Annotated in this window: 15 protein-coding genes and 3 tRNA genes; 15 read left to right on the top strand and 3 right to left on the bottom strand. The window is 51.8% G+C overall.

Translation table 11 applies throughout. The annotated features are described in order from the left end of the window. The first annotated feature begins 79 nt into the window (after window positions 1–79). The 10 genes from uppS to ACI3EW_RS09460 all read left to right on the top strand — a co-directional run bounded on the left by uppS (window position 80) and on the right by ACI3EW_RS09460 (window position 13,419). A complete protein-coding gene (gene uppS / locus ACI3EW_RS09505) occupies window positions 80–808 on the top strand; it encodes an undecaprenyl pyrophosphate synthase (RefSeq protein WP_118529736.1) in 729 nt (242 codons plus the stop codon). Between the two features lie 11 nt (window positions 809–819). Further along, the gene (locus tag ACI3EW_RS09500) at window positions 820–1,623 is read left to right on the top strand and encodes a phosphatidate cytidylyltransferase (protein WP_118529737.1); all 804 of its coding nucleotides are present in this window, start codon (window positions 820–822) and stop codon (window positions 1,621–1,623) included. 73 nt (window positions 1,624–1,696) lie between these two features. Next, on the top strand, window positions 1,697–2,857 hold the full coding sequence (locus ACI3EW_RS09495; RefSeq protein WP_329751416.1) for a 1-deoxy-D-xylulose-5-phosphate reductoisomerase: 1,161 nt from the start codon (window positions 1,697–1,699) through the stop codon (window positions 2,855–2,857). A 159-nt stretch (window positions 2,858–3,016) separates the two neighbouring features. After that, window positions 3,017–4,102 (top strand): M50 family metallopeptidase, encoded by a 1,086-nt coding sequence (locus tag ACI3EW_RS09490; RefSeq protein ID WP_405578981.1) that lies wholly within the window; start codon window positions 3,017–3,019, stop codon window positions 4,100–4,102. Window positions 4,103–4,126: 24 nt separating this feature from the next. Further along, window positions 4,127–5,191: a flavodoxin-dependent (E)-4-hydroxy-3-methylbut-2-enyl-diphosphate synthase gene (gene ispG, locus ACI3EW_RS09485; RefSeq protein ID WP_405578984.1), complete on the top strand. Its 1,065-nt coding sequence runs from the start codon at window positions 4,127–4,129 to the stop codon at window positions 5,189–5,191. Window positions 5,192–5,193: 2 nt separating this feature from the next. Continuing rightward, the gene (locus tag ACI3EW_RS09480) at window positions 5,194–9,873 is read left to right on the top strand and encodes a PolC-type DNA polymerase III (RefSeq protein ID WP_118529740.1); all 4,680 of its coding nucleotides are present in this window, start codon (window positions 5,194–5,196) and stop codon (window positions 9,871–9,873) included. 514 nt (window positions 9,874–10,387) lie between these two features. Further along, window positions 10,388–11,134: an EFR1 family ferrodoxin gene (locus tag ACI3EW_RS09475; protein ID WP_215703086.1), complete on the top strand. Its 747-nt coding sequence runs from the start codon at window positions 10,388–10,390 to the stop codon at window positions 11,132–11,134. Window positions 11,135–11,278: 144 nt separating this feature from the next. Next, window positions 11,279–12,199: a carbon-nitrogen hydrolase family protein gene (locus ACI3EW_RS09470; protein ID WP_405578988.1), complete on the top strand. Its 921-nt coding sequence runs from the start codon at window positions 11,279–11,281 to the stop codon at window positions 12,197–12,199. Next, window positions 12,199–12,816 (top strand): flavodoxin family protein, encoded by a 618-nt coding sequence (locus ACI3EW_RS09465; RefSeq protein WP_015554272.1) that lies wholly within the window; start codon window positions 12,199–12,201, stop codon window positions 12,814–12,816. The genes ACI3EW_RS09470 and ACI3EW_RS09465 overlap by 1 nt, the downstream gene beginning before the upstream one ends. Before the next feature lie 30 nt (window positions 12,817–12,846). Beyond that, complete coding sequence (locus tag ACI3EW_RS09460) at window positions 12,847–13,419, top strand: NUDIX hydrolase (RefSeq protein ID WP_485662883.1); 573 nt, start codon at window positions 12,847–12,849, stop codon at window positions 13,417–13,419. Window positions 13,420–13,716: 297 nt separating this feature from the next. On the opposite strand, the gene ACI3EW_RS09455 is transcribed toward ACI3EW_RS09460, so the two are convergent. Continuing rightward, window positions 13,717–14,955: a DUF1015 domain-containing protein gene (locus tag ACI3EW_RS09455; RefSeq protein ID WP_405578993.1), complete on the bottom strand. Its 1,239-nt coding sequence runs from the start codon at window positions 14,953–14,955 to the stop codon at window positions 13,717–13,719. Window positions 14,956–15,208: 253 nt separating this feature from the next. On the opposite strand from ACI3EW_RS09455, the gene ACI3EW_RS09450 reads away from it, so the two are divergent. Continuing rightward, window positions 15,209–17,734 (top strand): heavy metal translocating P-type ATPase, encoded by a 2,526-nt coding sequence (locus ACI3EW_RS09450; protein ID WP_405578995.1) that lies wholly within the window; start codon window positions 15,209–15,211, stop codon window positions 17,732–17,734. A 164-nt stretch (window positions 17,735–17,898) separates the two neighbouring features. Further along, complete coding sequence (locus ACI3EW_RS09445; protein ID WP_243022226.1) at window positions 17,899–18,261, top strand: metal-sensing transcriptional repressor; 363 nt, start codon at window positions 17,899–17,901, stop codon at window positions 18,259–18,261. 149 nt (window positions 18,262–18,410) lie between these two features. On the opposite strand, the gene ACI3EW_RS09440 is transcribed toward ACI3EW_RS09445, so the two are convergent. Beyond that, a complete protein-coding gene (locus ACI3EW_RS09440) occupies window positions 18,411–18,662 on the bottom strand; it encodes a hypothetical protein (protein ID WP_118529748.1) in 252 nt (83 codons plus the stop codon). 324 nt (window positions 18,663–18,986) lie between these two features. Here ACI3EW_RS09440 and ACI3EW_RS09435 point away from each other — a divergent pair. From ACI3EW_RS09435 to ACI3EW_RS09425, 3 genes are all read left to right on the top strand, one after another. Continuing rightward, window positions 18,987–19,060, top strand: a tRNA-Pro gene (locus ACI3EW_RS09435). A gap of 14 nt (window positions 19,061–19,074) precedes the next feature. Beyond that, a tRNA-Glu gene (locus ACI3EW_RS09430) sits at window positions 19,075–19,146 on the top strand. A gap of 36 nt (window positions 19,147–19,182) precedes the next feature. After that, window positions 19,183–19,255, top strand: a tRNA-Thr gene (locus tag ACI3EW_RS09425). 569 nt (window positions 19,256–19,824) lie between these two features. On the opposite strand, the gene aroA is transcribed toward ACI3EW_RS09425, so the two are convergent. Continuing rightward, the gene (aroA, locus tag ACI3EW_RS09420; RefSeq protein ID WP_405579000.1) at window positions 19,825–21,102 is read right to left on the bottom strand and encodes a 3-phosphoshikimate 1-carboxyvinyltransferase; all 1,278 of its coding nucleotides are present in this window, start codon (window positions 21,100–21,102) and stop codon (window positions 19,825–19,827) included. Window positions 21,103–21,155: the final 53 nt, after the last annotated feature.

Below are 21,155 nucleotides of genomic sequence, written 5' to 3'. Positions count from 1 at the left end.
AGGTACATGACAGACAGGGACAGGGGAAGATTTCCTGTCCCTTGTTTTTACATTGGTTATAAAAGGGAGAACAAATATCATGGAAGAGAATTTAAAGATCCCCGCCCATGTGGCGCTGATCCTGGATGGAAACGGAAGATGGGCGAAGAAGCGCGGACTTCCGAGACAGCTTGGACATAAAAAAGGCTGTGAGACACTGGAGCAGGTCGTTGAGGACGCAGCACAGCTTGGAATCCGGTATCTGACCGTATATGGATTTTCCACGGAAAACTGGAAGCGCCCGGAGGAGGAAGTCGGTGCGCTGATGCAGCTGTTCCGCTTCTATGCGAAGAGACTTCTCGCGATGGCGGAAAAGAATAACATCCGGGTCCGCATGATCGGCGAGAGAAACCGGTTTGCACCGGATATCGTCGAGGCGATCAACGGTCTGGAAGAAAAGACGAAAGAGAATACAGGAATGACCTTCGTGATCGCCGTAAACTATGGAAGCCGTGACGAGATCACGAGAGCCGTGAGAAAGATCATGGCGGACTGTAAGGATGGAAAGATCGCGCCGGAGGAGATGACGGAGCAGGTCTTCGCCTCCTATCTCGACACCGCGGGGATTCCGGATCCGGATCTCATGATCCGCACGAGCGGGGAACTCCGCCTTTCCAACTATCTGTTATGGCAGCTCGCGTACTCAGAACTCTACGTGACCGAATGCCTGTGGCCGGACTTCAATAAGGAAGAATTATTGAATGCGATCCGCCAGTATAATAAGAGAGAACGCCGGTTCGGAGGAGTTGCGGCGGTAAAAACAGAGTAAGAGGTGATCTTATGTTTACGACCAGACTGATCAGCGGAATCGTCCTTGTGATCATCGCGGCGTTTCTGCTTGTTGAGGGCAGCACGGTCCTCTATTTTGGTTCCCTGGCGATCTCTTTGATCGGACTTTATGAGCTTTACCGGGTCATGAAGATCGAAAAGTCAGCGCCGGGATATGTGGGCTATGCGGCTGTCGTGGCCTATTACTGGATCATGGGAAGCAGAGAGCAGTATGTGACGTTCCTCGCGATCGTTTCCCTCATGATCTTAATGACGATCTACGTGGTGACGTTCCCGAAATACGGAACAGAGCAGATCACGGTCGCATTTTTCGGGATCTTTTATGTCGGGATCATGTTTTCCTATCTCTATCAGGTGCGAGAGATGCCGGACGGAAAATACCTTGTCTGGCTGATCCTTTTAAGTTCCTGGGGCTGTGATACCTTTGCCTACTGTGTGGGAAAGCTTTTCGGAAAACATAAAATGACACCGAAACTGAGCCCGAAAAAGACGGTGGAAGGCGCGGTCGGCGGTATCGTCGGTGCGGCAGTGCTGGGTTTCCTCTACGGAACCTTCTTTAAGAACAATATGATTCAGGTGACGAACCCGGGCGTGATCTCAGCGGCTGCCTGCGCGATCGCAGCAGTGATCTCCATGGTGGGAGATCTGGCGGCATCCGCTATCAAGAGAAACCATGATATCAAGGATTACGGAAATCTGATCCCGGGTCATGGAGGGATCCTGGACCGGTTTGACAGTATGATCTTTACGGCCCCGGCGATCTATTTTGCGATCACGTTCATGGGGATCCGCTAGGAAAGGATGAGACCGGCAGTCCGGCGAGAGAGACAGAAGACCGCCGCCTGCGGAAAACGAAAGGGTTTTAATTATGAAAAGAATTGCTATTCTGGGTTCTACGGGATCGATCGGGACCCAGACGCTTGATGTAGTCCGTGCGAATGGCGATATTGAAGTTGTCGGGATCGCGGCGGGCAGAAATATTCAGGCGCTGGAGAGCCAGATCCGGGAATTTTCCCCGAAGATCTGCGGCGTCTGGGATGAGGAGAAGGCGAAAGAACTGGCTGTCCGTGTGGCAGATACAGATACGAAGATCGTCTCCGGCATGGAAGGACTTTTAGAGATCGCAGTCATGGAGGGCTATGAGATCCTCGTGACAGCGGTGGTAGGCATGATCGGTATCCGACCGACAATGGCGGCCATCGAAGCCGGAAAGGATATTGCACTGGCAAACAAGGAGACGCTCGTGACGGCGGGACATCTGATCATCCCGCTCGTAAAGGAGAAGAAAGTCCGTCTTCTCCCGGTGGACAGCGAACACAGCGCGATCTTCCAGTGCTTAAACGGGGAACACGGGAATAAGATTGAAAAGATCCTCCTGACAGCATCCGGCGGTCCATTCCGCGGCTGGACGAGAGAACAGATGAAAGATGTACAGGTTGAGGACGCCTTAAAGCATCCGAACTGGTCCATGGGTGCAAAGATCACGATCGACAGCTCCACGATGGTCAACAAAGGACTCGAGGTCATGGAGGCAAAATGGCTCTTTGACGTCGGAATGGACGATGTCCAGGTTGTTGTGCAGCCGAAGAGCGTGATCCATTCGATGGTGCAGTTTGAGGACGGCGCGGTGATGGCGCAGCTCGGCACGCCGGACATGAAGCTTCCGATCCAGTATGCACTCTATTACCCGGAGCGCAGACCGATGAAGGGAGATCGTCTGGATTTCTGGACAATGAAGGAGATCGTCTTCGACAAGCCGGATTATGAGAATTTCCGCGGCCTGGCACTCGCGAGAGATGCAGGAAAAGCGGGCGGATCCGTTCCGGTCGTCTTCAACGCGGCGAATGAGTTCGCGGTCGCAAAATTCCTCGCGAAGAAGATCAGATACCTTGAGATCACGGATATGATCGAGGCGGCGATGGAGCATCATAAAAAGATCGCTCATCCGTCCCTGGACGAAGTGCTCGAGGCGGAAGCGGAGACATATGAGTTTTTAAAGAAACAGTGGGGATTCGTAACTATTCAGTAGGTCTGCGCATTTATTGCGCTGACCGTAAGAAAACATTGGTTTGAAGGCAAAAATCCTATCGGCGTAGCCGATTTGGAATGGATTTTTGCGCGTAACTGTGAAGGTACTGAACAGTTACGGGGATTCTAACGAATAATAGAAAGCAGGTGAACAATAAAGTTGAATCTTGGTTATCTGGCAGCGGTGGTGGTCCTTGGCGGTATCATCCTGTTCCATGAGTTTGGACATTATCTCCTGGCGAGGTTAAACGGGGTCGCTGTTGTGGAGTTTTCGGTGGGTTTTGGGCCGAGACTTCTCTCCTGGGTGAGCAAAAAGACCGGGATCCGGTACTCATTAAAACTTTTGCCGCTCGGCGGATCCTGCGCCATGCTGGGAGAATTCGGGGAAGATGAGAATGAAAAGGAAGAAATTCCGGATGTGAAGGGAGTTTCCTTTTTCGATAAAGGACCGCTTGCGAAAATGGCGGTGATCGCGGCCGGACCGATTTTTAATTTTATTCTGGCTTTTGTGTTCTCGTTTGTGATCTTATCCTGGGCGGGGATCGATCTTCCGGTCCTTGCGGGAACTTCCGAGGGAATGCCTGCACAGACGGCAGGACTTCAGGAAGGCGATGTGATCACGAAGCTTGACGGCAGAAAGATCCATCTGTCAAGAGAGATCTCCATGTACCTCATGTATTCGGGACAGGATCCGGTGCAGGTGGAATATCAACGGTACGATGAGAGCTCTGCCTCCTGGACGACGGGACATACGGTGATCCAGCCGGAGCTTAAGGATGGGAGATATTATCTCGGCGTGATCCTGCGCGGATACCGGAGTGCGGCGGAATCCCCGCTTCAGCTTCTCCAGTACAGCGCCTACGAGGTGCGCTACTGGATCCTCACGGTGATCGACAGCTTAAAGATGATCGCCGGCGGAAAGGTTTCGACCAACGATATCGCCGGTCCTGTGCGGATCGTCACGATCATCGACCAGACGGTGGAGGAGAATACGCAGTACGGCTTTGTGACGGTTGTGATGAACCTCTTAAATCTCATGGTCATGTTCTCGGCAAACCTCGGAGTCATGAACCTGCTCCCGTTTCCGGCGCTTGACGGCGGGCGGCTGGTGTTCCTGCTTTGGGAGCTCGTGACGAGACATCCGGTGAGCCAGAGAGTCGAGGGCGCAGTCAATATGGCCGGGATGGCGCTTCTCATGACATTTATGGTATTTGTCATCTTTAATGATCTGAGGATTATTTTATAGTTTTTGAAATTGGGAGAGAAATGTATGTTTAGAGATCATACAAGAGTAATTCAGATAGGGGACAGAAAGATCGGAGGGGGAAATCCTGTCCTGATCCAGTCCATGTGCAACACGAAGACAGAGAACGTCGCGGCAACGGTGGAGCAGATCCACCGCCTCGAGGAAGCCGGATGCGATATCATCCGCGTGGCAGTCCCGACGATGGAGGCTGCGGCTGCGATCCGCGAGATCAAGAAACAGATCCATATCCCGCTCGTCGCAGATATCCACTTTGATTACCGCCTTGCCATCGCTGCGATCGAGAGCGGAGCGGATAAGATCCGGATCAACCCGGGCAATATCGGGGCGCGGGAGCGCGTAAAAGCTGTCGTGGATAAGGCGAAGGAGTACGGGATCCCGATCCGTGTGGGCGTGAACAGCGGTTCCCTGGAAAAAGATCTTCTGGAGAAGTACGGCGGCGTGACCGCGGAGGCGCTCGTTGAGAGCGCGTTGAAGGAGGTTGCCGTTGTCGAGGAGCTCGGCTACGATAATATCGTGATTAGCATCAAATCCTCCGACGTTTTGATGTGCGTGGCAGCGCATGAACTCATTGCGAAAAAGACGGATTATCCGCTCCATGTCGGGATCACGGAGTCCGGAACGTTGCTTTCCGGCAATATCAAGTCCTCCGTGGGACTTGGAATTATTCTCCATGAGGGGATCGGCGATACGATCCGTGTCTCCCTGACCGGTGATCCGGTGGAGGAAATAAAGAGTGCAAAGCTGATCCTGAGGACTCTGGGACTCAGAAAAGGCGGCGTGGAAGTTGTTTCCTGTCCGACCTGCGGAAGAACCCAGATCGATCTGATCCACCTCGCAAACCAGGTCGAAAATATGGTATCCGGCATGGATCTTGACGTGAAAGTTGCCGTTATGGGCTGCGTGGTCAATGGTCCGGGCGAGGCGAGAAGCGCGGATATCGGGATCGCCGGAGGGATCGGCGAAGGTCTCCTGATCAAAAAGGGAGAGATCATCAAGAAGGTACCGGAAAATGAGCTTCTTTCCGTTCTGCGGGAAGAACTTTTGAAGATGCAGGAGATGCAGAAATAAGTATGGAAAAACCATTCCTTGAAGTTTTCCCGGGGCTTCATATTGCGGATGAACTGAAAGAGCTTTTGAAACTTGTCGTGGTGGAAAAGGTCACCATGACAAAGGACAGAAGCTCTATTCGTGTTTATATCAGAAGTCCCAGACTCATTCATAAAAAGAACATTTATGCCCTGGAAGACGGGATCGCGAAGCAGCTGTTTCCGGGAAGACCGATCACGATCAAGATTCTTGAGAAGTATCGTTTGTCGGCACAGTATACCCCGGAGAAGCTCTACGATGTCTACCGGGACAGCATCCTCATGGAGCTTAAGAATTACGGCATGATCGAGTACAACATTCTCCGTCGGGCGGACACAAAATTTGTGACCGACGACAAGATGGTTATGACGATCGAGGACAACCTGATCTACAGGGAGCGGTCGAAGGAAGTCGGGCGCGTCCTCGAGAAGATCTTTACGGAGCGCTGCGGACTTGCGGCGGAAGTGGAGTTTTTATATAAAGAAGCGGAGAAGAAGGACCCGATGGACCAGCCGGTGTTCATGAAGCCGGGCGGAGAGCTCATCATGGGAACCCGGAATGAGGAGAATTACCTGGAAGGCACCGCGGAAAGTGCGCCGTGGGACGAAGGTCCGGCGAACGGCGGATTCAGCGGAACGTTCGGAGACGGCAATGGAGACGCGGGGGCCGGGATCACGGCACAGAGCGCTGGAAATTCCGGATCCGCAGGACGGTCCGGCGCGGCGGACGGCGGTAAAAAAGCCCCCGGAGAAAAAACGGCGTCTGGTTCCGGAGCATCGAAGCAGAAGACGGATGCGGCAGGAAAGCCCGGCGGAAACCAGAACGGAAAGTCTGCCGGTGGTGGACAGAACGGCGGCGGTTTTACAAAGAAGACTTTCGGCGAGAAGGGAAAAGGCGGCTTTTCCGGCGGCTTCCGGAAAGGTTCCGACGGAAGGATCCCGTACCGGAAATCGGAGAATCCGGATGTTCTGTTTGGGCGCGATTTTGAAGGCGATGCGGTAGATATTCACGATATTGACGGTGAGATCGGCGAGGTTGTGATCCGCGGCAAGGTGATCCGCGCGGAGAAGAGGGAGCTCCGGAGCGGAAACAAACTCATGATCTTCGATATCACGGACTTTACGGACAGCATCACGGTCAAAATGTTCCTCAGGGAAGGCCAGGAGGAAGATGCGACAGCGGCGATCAAGGAAGGAAACTTCATCAAGATCAAGGGCATCACGACGATCGACAAGTTCGACGGTGAGCTCACGATCGGTTCCATCGTCGGCATCAAAAAGAGCGAGGACTTCACGTCCAAGCGTGTGGATAATGCCCCGGTGAAGCGTGTGGAGCTCCACTGTCACACGAAGATGAGCGACATGGACGGTGTCTCCGAGGTGAAAGACCTCGTAAAGCGTGCCAAGAAGTGGGGGATGCCGGCACTCGCGGTCACGGATCACGGCTGCGTCCAGGCGTTCCCGGACGCGAACCATGCGCTCGACAAGGGAGATACCTTCAAGGTCCTCTATGGAGTTGAGGGGTACCTCGTCGACGACATGAAGGAGATGGTCGTCAATTCCAGGAACCAGAGTCTTGACGGCGAGTATGTCGTATTCGATATCGAGACCACAGGATTTTCACCGACAAAGAATAAGATCATCGAGATCGGCGCCGTGAAGGTGAGAAACGGGGAGATCATTGACCGGATGGATGAGTTTGTAAATCCGGAGGTCCCGATCCCGTTTGACATCGAGCGCCTGACCGGGATCAACGACGCGATGGTCATGGGCGCGGACACGGTGGACAAGGTCCTGCCGAGATTCCTGGAGTTTGTCGGCGATGCGGCGTTAGTGGCGCACAACGCGTCCTTCGATGTGAGCTTTATCTCCCACAATGCGGGACTTCTGGGACTGCCGTTCGACCCGACCGTCCTCGATACGGTGACGCTTGCGAGAGCGCTCCTCCCGAACCTGAATCGATTTAAGCTTGACACGGTGGCGAAGGCGCTCGGCGTCTCTCTGGAAAATCATCATCGCGCGGTCGATGATGCGGAGGCAACTGCCGGAATTTTCCTGAAATTCGTGGAAATGCTGAAAAAACAGCACGATATGACGACGCTCGACCAGCTCGAGGAGTTCAGTCATGTGAGTGACGAGACGATCATGAAGATGCCGACGTACCATGTCATCATCATCGCAAAGAATGATCTGGGACGCGTGAATTTGTACCGCCTCGTGTCATGGTCGCACCTGAAGTATTTCTCGAGAAGACCGAGGATCCCGAAGAGTGTGCTGAATGAGTACCGGGAAGGTCTGATCATCGGCTCGGCCTGTGAGGCGGGAGAGCTTTACCAGGCGATCCTCCGCGGGGTTCCGGATGCGGAGCTTGCGAAGATCGTAAAATTCTACGATTATCTGGAGATCCAGCCGCTCGGAAACGACATGTTCATGCTGCGGGACGAGAAGAGCACGGTAAAGACGGTGGATGATCTCATGGACATCAACCGGAAGATCGTCTCCCTCGGCGAGCAGTTCAACAAGCCGGTCTGCGCGACCTGTGATGTGCATTTCATGGACCCGGACGACGCGATCTACCGGAAGATTCTGATGGCCGGAATGGGCTTTAAGGATGCGGACGAGCAGGCGCCGCTGTTCCTGCGGACGACGGAGGAGATGCTCTCAGAGTTCGAATATCTGGGCAGCGACAAGTGCTACGAGGTCGTTGTCACGAACACCAGGATGATCGCCGATATGTGTGAGCCGATCGCGCCGGTGCGCCCGGATAAGTGTCCGCCTGTCATCGAAAAGTCGGATGAGACGCTGCGAAATATCTGTTACAACCGTGCACACGAGATGTATGGCGAGAATCTTCCGAAGATCGTTGTGGACCGTCTGGAAAGAGAGCTGCACTCCATCATTTCCAACGGATTCGCGGTTATGTATATCATCGCGCAGAAGCTCGTGTGGAAGTCGAATGAGGACGGATATCTGGTCGGTTCCCGAGGATCGGTCGGTTCATCCTTTGTCGCAACGATGTCCGGTATCACGGAGGTAAATCCGTTAAGTCCGCATTATTCGTGCCCGAACTGTCATTATTATGATTTTGACTCGGACGAGGTGAAGAAGTATGCCGGAATGGCGGGATGTGATATGCCTGATAAGGTGTGCCCGGTCTGCGGACATCCGATGGTGAAGGACGGGTTTGACATCCCGTTCGAGACATTCCTGGGATTCAAGGGAGATAAGGAGCCGGATATCGACTTAAACTTCTCCGGTGAGTACCAGAGCCGTGCGCATGACTACACGGAGGTTATTTTCGGTAAAGGCCAGACGTTCCGCGCGGGGACGATCGGTACGCTGGCGGACAAGACGGCGTACGGTTATGTGAAGAACTATTTTGAGGAGCATGGAGAGCGGAAGAGAAACTGTGAGATCAACCGGATCGTTCAGGGTTGTGTCGGCGTCCGACGGACAACGGGACAGCATCCGGGCGGTATCGTTGTTCTGCCGCTCGGCGAGATGATCTATTCGTTTACCCCGGTCCAGCATCCGGCGAACGATATGACGACGAAGACGATCACGACCCATTTTGATTACCATTCCATCGACCACAACCTGCTGAAGCTTGATATTCTCGGGCACGATGATCCGACGATGATCCGTATGCTGCAGGACCTCACGGGACTTGATCCTGTTAAGGATATCCCTCTGGATTCGCGGGAGGTCATGAGTCTGTTCCAGAGTACGGATGCGCTGGGGATCAAGCCGGAGGATATCGGCGGTTGTAAGCTTGGCGCGCTCGGGGTTCCGGAGTTCGGTACGGATTTCGCGATGCAGATGTTGATTGACACGAAGCCGAAGTATTTTTCGGACCTTGTGCGTATCGCGGGTCTGGCCCATGGTACGGATGTATGGCTGGGGAATGCCCAGACGCTCATCCAGGAGGGCAAGGCGACGATTCAGACTGCGATCTGTACGCGTGATGATATCATGATCTATCTGATACAGCAGGGACTTGAGGAAGGTCTTGCGTTTACGATCATGGAGGCGGTCCGTAAGGGCAAGGGACTGAAGCCTGAGTGGGAAGAGGAGATGACGAAGCACGGGGTTCCGGACTGGTATATCTGGTCGTGTAAGAAGATCAAATATATGTTCCCGAAGGCCCATGCAGCAGCTTATGTTATGATGGCATGGCGGATCGCTTATTGCAAGGTATTCTATCCGCTTGCGTATTATGCGGCGTTTTTCAGTATCCGCGCCAGTGCGTTTTCATACGAGATCATGTGTCTGGGGCGTGAGAAGCTGGAGTATCATCTGGCGGATTATAAGAAGAGGGCGGATACGCTTTCGAAGAAGGAGCAGGATACGCTGAGGGATATGAGGATCGTGCAGGAGATGTACGCCCGTGGGTTTGATTTTCTGCCGCTGGATATTTATACGGCGAAGGCCAGACATTTTCAGGTCGTGGGGGACAAGCTGATGCCTTCCATCAACAGTATTGACGGTCTGGGAGAAAAAGCGGCTGATTCCATCGAGGAGGCTGCAAAGGCCGGAAAATTCCTCTCCAAGGAGGATTTCCGGAACAGAACGAAGGTCAGTAAGACGATCTGTGATCTGATGGAGGAGCTGGGAATCCTGAAGGGACTTCCGGAGTCGAATCAGCTGTCGCTGTTTGATTTCTAAATTTCATAGTGGCTGGGGTACGTGCCGGTGAGACTCCGGGCGCGAACACTTAGTGGGATTCCGGGAGGGTTCCTCTATGCTCCCAGAAAAATGCTAAGGGCGGAGGCCCGGGGACACAACTCGCAACTTGCGTTGCTCAGACAAGTGTCCCCGGGCCTCCAACGCATTTTCCAGCGAGCCAAGAGGAAGCCAGCTCCCTCCACCCAGGCGGTCCGTGCCCGGAGTCTCACCGGCGCTGGGTGTTGGCGGGAGTGAGGGATGAAGGGAAGGTTGTGGTGGGAGAGAGGGGGGTGGCGGAAGCTGGACGATGCGCGGGGCCCTTTGGGCGCCGCGGCATCGCGAGGTTGATGTGGCGGTGTGAAGGCTGTTGGTGCATTGTGAAATTGTGGAGTGGTCGAGGGAGTTGGGATTGTGTTTTTGAGGGAGAGTGGTATACTGGAGCATATAAATACAATTAATGTATTTTTATTATTTAGCCTGAATTATTCAGGAGAGCTTTTTTAAGGGGAAAGTTATGGTAAGTTATAATATTTATTTTAGTCCGACGGGCACGACGGAAAGAGTCGTAAAACATATGGGAGAAAGCTTTGGCAGTATGGAAAATATTGACCTGTCGAGACGGGATATGAAAAATCATGAAATGGAACAGGGGGATTTTTGTATTGTGGGAGTTCCGTCCTTCGGAGGACGTGTTCCGGGAATTGCGACCGAGAGACTTCGGAAAATAAAGGGTGACCGCACGCCGGCATTTTTGCTGGTTACATATGGCGGAAGAGCGTATGAAGATACTCTGGTGGAATTGAAGGATGTGCTTGAGGCTCAGGGCTTTGTCTGTATTGGGGCTGCTGCGATTGTGGCGGAACATTCGATCGCCCATCAGATCGAAGCGGGGCGTCCGTCGGCGCAGGATTACGATGAACTTGATACGTTTGTGGCTGAGGTGAAGGAGCGCCTGAAGGGGAATGTCTGTCAGGTCGAGGTGCCGGGAAACAGGCCTTATAAGGAATACAAGGTTCTGCCGATGGACATCCAGGTGTCAGCTGAATGTATGGGATGCGGAAGCTGCGTGGAGAGCTGTCCGGTTGGAGCGATACCGTTTGAGGATCCGAAGATGACGAACGGAGAAGTCTGCATTTCATGTATGAGATGTGTGGAGATCTGTCCGCAGAGTGCCAGAAGCGGGAATCCTGAAAAGGTCCAGATGATTTCGGAGAAACTGAAAATGATCTGTCAGCCGGATAAGGCGAATGAGTTTTTCTGATTTAGAGATAGTTGGGAGAAATGTTTTGAAGATATATGAATTTTCACAGTGTTGCAGGCCGGAGAAAGCGGGAAAAGAAAAAGATCATCGGCGTCAGGTAGGTTTTACATATAAGATTGCAGCAATGACAGGAGGAAAAATACTATGATTATCAAGAAGGATACATGTAAACTCGCTCTGGTACAGGCAGCACCAGTCATGTTCGATAAGGACAAGTGTGTGGAGAAGATCATCGCCCTGATCGGGGAGGCGGCCGCTAAGGGAGCGGAACTGATCGTTTTTCCTGAACTTTTTATTCCGGGATACCCATATGGAATGACTTATGGATTTACTGTCGGAAGCCGCAGCAGGGCGGGAAGAGAGGACTGGAAGACTTACTATGACAATTCGATCCTGGCGGATGGAGCGGAGATGCAGAGTATCGTTGACTGCGCGAAGGAACATTCGGTATATGTGAGTGTTGGGTATTCGGAGCGGGACGCTGTGACGGCGACACTTTATAATTCCAATATCATGATCGCACCAGACGGACAGACGATGAATCACAGAAAGCTGAAGCCTACCGGCAGCGAACGTGTGATCTGGGGAGATGCGGATAAGGATTTTTTCCCGGTAATGGAGACACCTTGGGGACCGATGGGTAATCTGATCTGTTGGGAGAGCTACATGCCGCTTGCGAGAGTGGCGCTTTACCAGAAGGGAGTTGCGCTCTATATTTCCCCGAATACGAATGACAATGAGGAGTGGCAGAATACGATCCGCCATATCGCCATCGAGGGACACTGCTTCTTCATCAATGCGGATATGTATTTCACGAAGGATATGTACCCGAAGACCGCCAGCGGGGATGAGGAGATTGCGAAGTTAAATGATATCGTGTGCCGGGGAGGAAGCTGCGTGATCGATCCTTACGGGCATGCGGTGAGTGAGACTGTGTGGGATAAAGAGGAGATCATCTACGCGGACCTCGACATGCAGAAGGTCCCGGCGAGCCGGATGGAGCATGATGTCTGTGGACATTACGCGAGACCGGACGTGTTGAAAGTGAGTGTGGAGGATAAATAATGAAAGTATTGATGATCAATGGAAGCCCGCGGGCGAATGGAAATACATCTATTGCGTTGAATGAGATGAAAACGGTGTTTGAAAAAGAGGGAGTCGACGCGGAGATCGTGCAGGTCGGCAGTGAGGCGGTAAGGGGATGTATTGCCTGTAATCGCTGCGCGGAGCTTGGGAAGTGTGTGTTCGACGATGTGGTGAATAAGCTGGCGGTGAAGCTTTCGGAGGCTGATGGACTGGTGGTCGCAAGCCCTGTTTATTATGCGTCTGCAAATGCGACCTTAATCGCGGTTCTGGACCGGCTGTTTTATAGTACATCCTTTGATAAGACAATGAAAGTCGGGGCGAGCGTTGTCTGTGCGAGACGCGGCGGATGTTCGGCGACTTTTGACGAGTTAAATAAGTATTTTACGATCAGCAACATGCCGATCGCATCTAGTCAGTACTGGAACTCCATCCACGGGCGCGGACCGGGAGAAGCTGTGGGGGATGCGGAAGGTCTTCAGACGATGCGGGTTCTTGCGAGAAATATGACATTTCTCATGAAGAGCATTGAGCTTGGAAAAGAGAAGTATGGTCTTCCGGAGAAGGAAGAGGTCGTGCGGACACATTTTATCAGATAGAGAAGAATGATATTGGAAGGAAATTATGCGATGAATCGGCAGAAACTGGTAAGTCAGATCAGAAGGTATGTGCCTTATAATGAGCAGGAAGAGGCGGATAAGGCTTTGATCCTAAACTGGATCGAGAAGAATGATGACGCGTTCCTTCGGGATAATGTGGTGGCGCACATGACGGCTTCGGCTTGGGTGGTGGATAAGGACAGGAGTAAAGTCCTTATGGTGTATCACAATATTTATCATTCCTGGTCATGGCTTGGCGGGCATGCGGATGGGGAGACAGATCTTCTGGCGGTTGCAATCCGGGAGGTGAAGGAAGAAGCAGGAATTTCCGATGTGCGGCCAGTGTCGGAGGAGATTTTTTCGCTGGAATCACTCACCGTTGACGGACATGTGAAAAAAGGACGGTATGTGTCCAGTCATCTGCATCTGAATGTGACGTATCTTCTGGAAGCGGATTCTGAGGAACAGGTGTCTGTGAAGGCGGATGAGAACAGTGGGGTCGCTTGGTTTACGCCGGAGGCGGCGTTAAAGAAATCTACGGAGCCGTGGTTTGTGGAGCGGGTGTATGCGAAGCTTGTCGAGAAGACGAAGTTCTGGAGATAAACGGAAACTAAATGGAAAGTCGGTCGATCGTATCAAGGGATGCATAAAGAAATTTTGAACGCAGATAAGCATTCCCCCGCTTCAAGTGCGCGGAGCACTAAGCGGTGGGTGAGTGGGATGCTTATGTCAGTGGGAGTTGAAAGCTCCCACTGACAGATCGCGAAGCGACTGCGTTCATGAGCAAGTAGCGAAGCGGATTGCGAATGTCCGCTTTACTAGAGTTTTATATTGTCGGTTCAGGATTTGAACTGGTCAGACGCCCGTCCGGTGAATGAACACTGGGCGGGCGTCTTGTGATCAGCTTAATCGGTGGATAAATAATCCGCTTCGGAGCTTCGGCTCAAACCAGGTAGACTTCGGCGGCATCAGGAGTCCTGCGTCCGCCACGGAAAGAAGTTCTTCGATGGACGTCGGATACATGGAAAATGCGACTTCCATATCTTCACCAACGCGGCGTTCCAGCTCCTTTAATCCGCGGATTCCGCCGATAAAGTCGATCCGTTTATCGGTTCTCGGATCACCGATCCCAAGAACCGGTGCAAGAAGATGATCCTGAAGGATCGAGACATCCAGTCCCTTTACCGGATCAGCGCTTCTGTACTGCGGAAGGATCTTTAACACGTACCATGTCCCGTCAAGATACATGCCGAAGGTTCCTTTTTGAACCGGAGCATAAGGTTCTTTCCCGATTTCTTCCAGTTCGAATTTTTCTTTTAATTTCTCAAAAAACTGTTCCGTGCTCATCCCGTTCAGATCCCTGACCACCCGGTTATACGGGAGGATCATAAGTTCCTCATCCGGGAATAATACAGAGAGAAAATAGTTGAACGGTTCTTCACCCGTATAACCGGGATGCTTTGTACGGCGCTTCAGACCGACTTTTACGGCGGAGGCGGCTCTGTGATGCCCGTCTGCGATGTAGGTGGACGGAATCGCAGCAAATGCAGCTTCAATGGCGTCTGTCCGGTCTGCTCCGTCGATCCGCCATACCCGGTGGCGGATCCCGTCGTCGGACACAAAATCATAGAGAGCCGGTTTCGTTTTTTCTTCTGCAACGATCTCCTTTAAGGCTATATTTTGCCGGTAGGCCAGAAAAATAGGACCTGTCTGCGCATTGACGGTATCCACATGGCGGATGCGGTCCAGTTCTTTTTCCTCCCTGGTGTTTTCATGCTTTTTGATCACACCGTTCACATAATCATCAATGGAACAGCAGGCGACGATCCCTGTCTGGCTGCGTCCGTCCATCGTCAGCTCGTAAAGATAGTAGTGATCCCCTGCGTCTGTCACGTAGATCCCGTCCGCGATCTGCGAATCGAGCAGCTCTCTTGCCTTTTCGTATATACAGTCCGCATAGATATCGACATCATCGGAAAACTGGGTCTCCGCCCGGTCGATATTTAAAAAAGAAAGAGGATTTCCTTTTACCGCCGCACATGCCTCTTTCCGGTTATACACATCATAGGGGAGAGCAGCTACTTCCGCTGCATGTTCCTTTGCTGGTCTGATGCATATAAATGGTTTTACAACTGCCATTTTAGTTCCTCCTGTTTGTTCTGATTCTGGTGTTCTTTAAGAGAAGAGTATTCCTGCATAATATTTTACGATCATTATAGAATAAAAGAATGGAATGTGCAAGAAGAGTACCGATGATACAGGACTTTGGCGGATTGCATGTATACGGATCAGTGACAAAAAATCTCAATAACAGCCCTTGACATTTCCGTATTCTATGTTACTATTTACATATACCAGGTATGGGTATACAGCAACAGAAAGGAACGACGATATGGAACAGTATACAGTTACAGGAATGAGCTGCGCTGCCTGCCAGACCCGCGTGGAAAAGGCGGTTTCCAAAGTGCCTGGCGTCACCTCGTGTTCTGTGAGTCTACTCACGAACTCGATGGGAGTCGAAGGGACAGCTTCTTCCTCGGAAATTATTGCGGCGGTCCAGGCTGCCGGATACGGGGCGTCCGTAAAAGGTGCAGAAAAATCAGATGGAGACGGAGACAGCGCGCTCTACGATGAATCGGCCCTGGAAGACCATGAGACTCCGGTCCTGAAAAAAAGACTTGTCTCCTCCATCGGTTTTCTCCTGGTCCTCATGTATTTCTCCATGGGGCATATGATGTGGAACTGGCCGCTTCCGAAATTTTTCGATGGAAACCATGTGGCGATGGGGCTTACACAGCTTCTTCTCACCGTGATCGTCATGGTGATCAACCAGAAATTCTTCATCAGCGGCTTTAAGAGTCTGCTTCACGGCGCCCCGAATATGGACACTCTGGTCGCCCTTGGATCGAGTGCGTCCTTCGCGTGGAGCACATACGCGCTGTTCATGATGACGGATGTCCAGGTAAAGGGAAACATGGACGCGGTCATGGAATATATGCACGAGTTCTATTTTGAATCTGCTGCGATGATCCTGACGCTGATCACGGTCGGAAAAATGCTGGAAGCGAGATCAAAGGGCCGCACCACCGATGCCTTAAAGGGCTTAATGAAGCTGGCACCGAAGACTGCGGTGATCGAAAAGGACGGCGTGGAGACCACAGTCCCGATCGCACAGGTCAAGAAAGGTGATGTCTTTGTTGTCCGCCCGGGTGAAAATATACCCGTGGATGGTATCGTGCTGGAAGGAAACAGCGCGGTGAACGAGTCCGCCCTCACGGGTGAGAGCATTCCGGTCGATAAGGCAGCAGGCGATCTTGTTTCGGCAGCAACCTTAAACCAGTCCGGATTTATCCGCTGCGAGGCGTCCAGAGTCGGAGAGGACACGACGCTCTCCCAGATTATCAAAATGGTCAGCGATGCGGCAGCCACAAAAGCTCCGATCGCGAAGATCGCAGATAAAGTCTCCGGCGTGTTCGTGCCGGCAGTCATCACGATCGCAGTGATCACGACGATCGGCTGGCTCCTTGCGGGTGAGACGATGGCATTCGCTCTGGCGAGAGGAATTTCCGTTCTTGTGATCAGCTGCCCGTGTGCGTTAGGCCTTGCGACTCCGGTTGCCATCATGGTCGGCAACGGAATGGGAGCGAAGAACGGAATTCTCTTTAAGACAGCGGTTTCCCTTGAGGAGACGGGCAAAGTGGAGATCGTTGCCCTGGATAAGACGGGAACGATCACAAGCGGCGAACCCCGCGTGACAGACATTGTCCCGGCGGAGGGGATCACAGAGACAGAACTTTTATCGATGGCGTATGCGCTCGAGAAGAAGAGTGAACATCCGCTCGCAAAGGCAGTTCTCTTAAAAGGCGAGGAGATGGGACTTTCCGCAGCCGACGTGGCAGACTTTGCGGCTCTTCCGGGAAACGGACTTTCTGCGAAATTAAACGGAAATACGATCTACGGTGGAAACATGAACTTTATCGGAAGTCATGTGAATGTGCCGGAAGAGATGAAACAGAAATCGGAAACTCTCGCGGAGAGTGGAAAGACTCCGCTGTTCTTTGCAGAGAATGAGAGACTTATCGGCATCATCGCCGTTGCGGATATGATCAAGGAAGACAGCCCGCAGGCGATCAGGGAGCTTCAGAACATGGGAATCCATGTGGTCATGCTGACCGGAGACAATGATCGCACCGCGAAGGCGGTCGGAAAAGAGGCCGGCGTCGACGAGGTCATCGCCGAAGTCCTTCCGGACGGCAAAGAGAGCGTGATCCGGAAGCTGAAAGAAAAAGGCAAGGTTGCCATGGTCGGTGACGGGATCAACGATGCCCCGGCGCTCACGAGAGCCGATATGGGAATTGCGATCGGAGCGGGAACGGATGTCGCAATCGATGCGGCGGATGTGGTCCTCATGAAGAGCCGCCTGTCAGATGTTCCGGCAGCGATCCGCCTGAGCCGCGCGACACTCACAAATATCCACGAGAATCTGTTCTGGGCATTTTTCTACAATGTGATCGGAATTCCGCTCGCGATGGGACTCTGGATCCCGGTATTCGGGTGGAAGTTAAATCCGATGTTCGGCGCTGCGGCGATGAGCTTATCGAGCTTTTGCGTCGTATCAAACGCCCTGCGTTTAAATTTCTTTGATATCCGGCGTTCCGACAGGGACAAAAAGATAAAAACAAAATCTCATAAGAAAGAGAAGGAGAGTAAAACTATGGAAAAGACACTGAAAGTAGAAGGTATGATGTGCGGTCACTGTGAGGCAACTGTAAAGAAGGCGCTCGAGGCGATCGACGGCGTATCTGCTGCAGAGGCAGATCACGTAAAAGGAACTGCGACTGTGACACTTACAAAGGATGTTCCGACAGAAGTGTTAAAGAAAGCGATCGAGGATAAGGATTATAAGGTGATCGGCTGATCAGTTTTTCAGACGGATCATGGCATTTTCTCAGATGTCGAAGATGTGCTGTCCCGGGATGCAATACTTCCGGGGCGGCTTTTCCTGCTATCATGGACATATAAAAATTTGGGAGGTCGCACATGGAAAAACGATCATGTTGTTGTTCCGGGGGAGACGGGGCAATGAACATAAATATGGAAACAGGCGCAGAAGCGGCAGAAAACGCGGCAGCTGCGGATGCAGGGACCGATGATGCAGTCTGTCACTGCCGCCACAAACACAGGACAGAAAAAGAAGAGAAGGACCTTTTAAACCGTTTGAGCCGGATCGAAGGACAGGTCCGCGGCATCAAAGCCATGGTCCAGGACGAGCGCTACTGCCCGGATATCCTGGTCCAGGTATCGGCGGTGCAGTCTGCACTGAATGGCTTCTGTAAGGTCCTGCTGTCAAATCATATCAAAACCTGTGTGGTGGAAGATATCCGGAATGGGAATGAGGAGACTGCGGTGGCAGAGCTCTGTGAGACGATCAAGAAGATGATGTAAAAAATATATTTGTGGTGAAGTGCCGCCTGAGTTGCTGTCAGTCATGCAATCGGAAAACGGGCAGTCTGTGGTGAGCATGCCCGCATAGTATCTATTATAAAAACCTGGCATCATATATGCGATGCCAGGCTTTTGCGATTTATGAACATTTATCCGATCGTGCGGTAAGTAAAAAACGCGAATCCCAGAATACAGAGGGATGCGATGATCTCACTGATAATGCGGACGACTGTGTGCGGGGTGTCATTGCTGATGATCCTGCGGGTGATGCGGATACAGACCGTAACGGCAACGAGAATGATCAGTGTGAAATATGCGGTCCGAAGCGGGATCACATTGAATGCGCCGAGACCGGCAGTGACCAGCATTGCGATAGAAAGAATGATTCTGATTGCCTTCATAAGAACGCCCCCTCTGATGAATATATTTGTGTACAGATATTATACCACAATTTTGATAAAATGGAAAACTTTTCTGTTAATTTCTTTGCGGAAATTCAGGATAATGAAAAGGTGATCCGCAAGAAGAGTGAAAATAGTATACAAAACCTTTGATAGCAGCTTGTGGGAGAGTGAGCGGAGTCCAGAGACTCCCTGGCAGGAGGCTGTTTTACAGTGAAGAAACGCCAAAAGTGTAGCTAATGTAGAAAAAATGCAAAAAATAGAAAAAAATCAAAAAAAGCTGTTGACATTTCCGTAAATCTGTATTATACTTACGTACGTAATCGAGGCGTGGCTCAGTTTGGTAGAGCGCTGCGTTCGGGACGCAGAGGTCGCAAGTTCGAATCTTGTCGCCTCGACTTATACAAACCAAGGCCTGTTGGTCAAGCGGTCAAGACGACGCCCTCTCACGGCGTAAACCCGGGTTCGATTCCCGGACAGGTCACTTGCTGTTGCGTAAGCAGCAGCATTTTTTAAAGGTGCTTCCGTGGCTCAGTTGGTAGAGCAACGCATTCGTAATGCGTAGGTCGCCGGTTCGAGTCCGGCCGGGAGCTGATTACAAAACCCCTTGAGAAATCAAGGGGTTTTCGTGTTTTTACAGGTTTGAAAAGTAGGTCCGAAAGAGGGCAAAAAAGGTGATTTGTCTACTATTTGTCTACTGTTGAATTTTTACCTGTGATTGACAACTACAGGATCATTCAGAAGCGTGTCTGACATGATGTTTGCCACCTCTTCCGTGCTTTGACGTATGCTTTTTGTACCGGATTGCAATGGGATGATCAAGGATCCATAAAAAATGTCGGCCCTGCTTGGATTTGTATTCTTGCTTGGTCTTGCTGTGATGATACTTTTTTACTGTTTAATGTTATACATTGGCAAAGATCAAACATAATATTATAATACAAATAAGATAACTTGTGAAGGATTAACACTGGGTCCCAAAATGGGGTAGGCGCTTAGTACTGAGCATTCCTATGTGCCTGGGGTTATCTTTTTTCTTTGCCTTTTTTAGACTTTCCACAAAATACGCACGAAGTCTCACGTGTGTTCGATCCATATAAAAAGGACATGGACCATCAGTTATTGGATGGTTCCATGTCCCTTTTTATACGAATCTTTGCTCTTATTCTGTCAGTCTCTCCAGTTCCTTGTAAAACGCCGGATAGGAGATATTCACGCAGTCTGCGTCATGGATTTCCGTCTCCCCCTCAGCGGCCAGCGCGGCAACTGCGAAGGTCATTGCGATCCGGTGATCTTTATGGCTGTCAATGACAGCGCCGTGGAGCGGTTTTCCACCGTGGATGATCATGCCGTCTTCCGTCTCTTCGACATCAGCGCCCATCGCACGCAGGTTTTCGACCATGATGGCGATCCGGTTGGATTCCTTTACTTTCAATTCGGCGGCGTCGCGGATCACGGTGGTACCTTCTGCAAAACATGCCATCATGGCGATCGTCGGAAGTTCGTCGATGAGCGTCGGGATGATATCCCCTTCGATGGTGCAGGCTTTTAAGCTGCTGGTACGGACGAGGAGATCGGCCGTTGGCTCCGCGTTCCCGTGGTTCTCATTTAAGAGCGTCAGATCAGCGCCCATCGCCTCACAGACTTTGATGAGTCCGGCTCTTGTCGGATTGATCCCGACATTTTTTATCAGGACTTCGGAATTTGGCAGGATGAGGCCGGCTGCGACAAAATAGACGGATGAGGAGATGTCACCCGGGACATCGATCCGGTTGCCGAAAAGCTCCGTTGCCGGCCAGATCGTCACGGAAGTTTCTTTGGACTCCAGTTCAGCGCCGAAAAATTTCAGCATGAGTTCCGTGTGGTTTCTCGATACCTGCGGCTCAGTGACGGTCGTGAGACCGTCTGCATAGAGACCTGCGAGAAGAATGGCGGATTTCACCTGGGCGGAGGCAACTTTTGATGTGTAGTGGATGCCTGCGAGCGGCATTCCACAGATTTTAAGCGGCGCACAGTCATTGCCGCGGATGCTCTTGATGTCAGCGCCCATCATGGACAGCGGTTCGATGATCCGCTTCATAGGGCGCTTCTGGATCGATTCGTCACCGGTCAGTGTTACATCAAAATTTTGAGGAGCGAGAATGCCGGAGATGAGTCTCGTTGTCGTTCCGGAATTTCCACAGTCAAGCGTCCCGGACGGGGCGGTCAGCCCGTGCATGCCCTTTCCGTGGACGATTACGGTACCGTTTTTATTTTCAATCTCGATCCCCATGCGGCGGAAACAGCCGATGGTCGAAAGGCAGTCAGCGCCCTCTAAGAAATTGTGGATCTCCGTAGTCCCCTTCGCAATGGAGCCGAACATGACGCTGCGGTGGGAGATGGATTTATCACCCGGGACAGTGATCTCGCCCCGGATATGAGCTGCTTTATGGAGTTTCATGGTAAATACCTCGATGTTTTTATTTGCGTGAACAACGAGCCAAAGTCCGCGCT

Origin of the sequence: Pilosibacter rotomagensis, assembly GCF_045062245.2 — a bacterium.
In the GTDB taxonomy this organism is placed as follows: Bacteria; Bacillota; Clostridia; order Lachnospirales; family Lachnospiraceae; genus Pilosibacter.
This window is presented reverse-complemented; position numbering and strand designations above follow the sequence as displayed.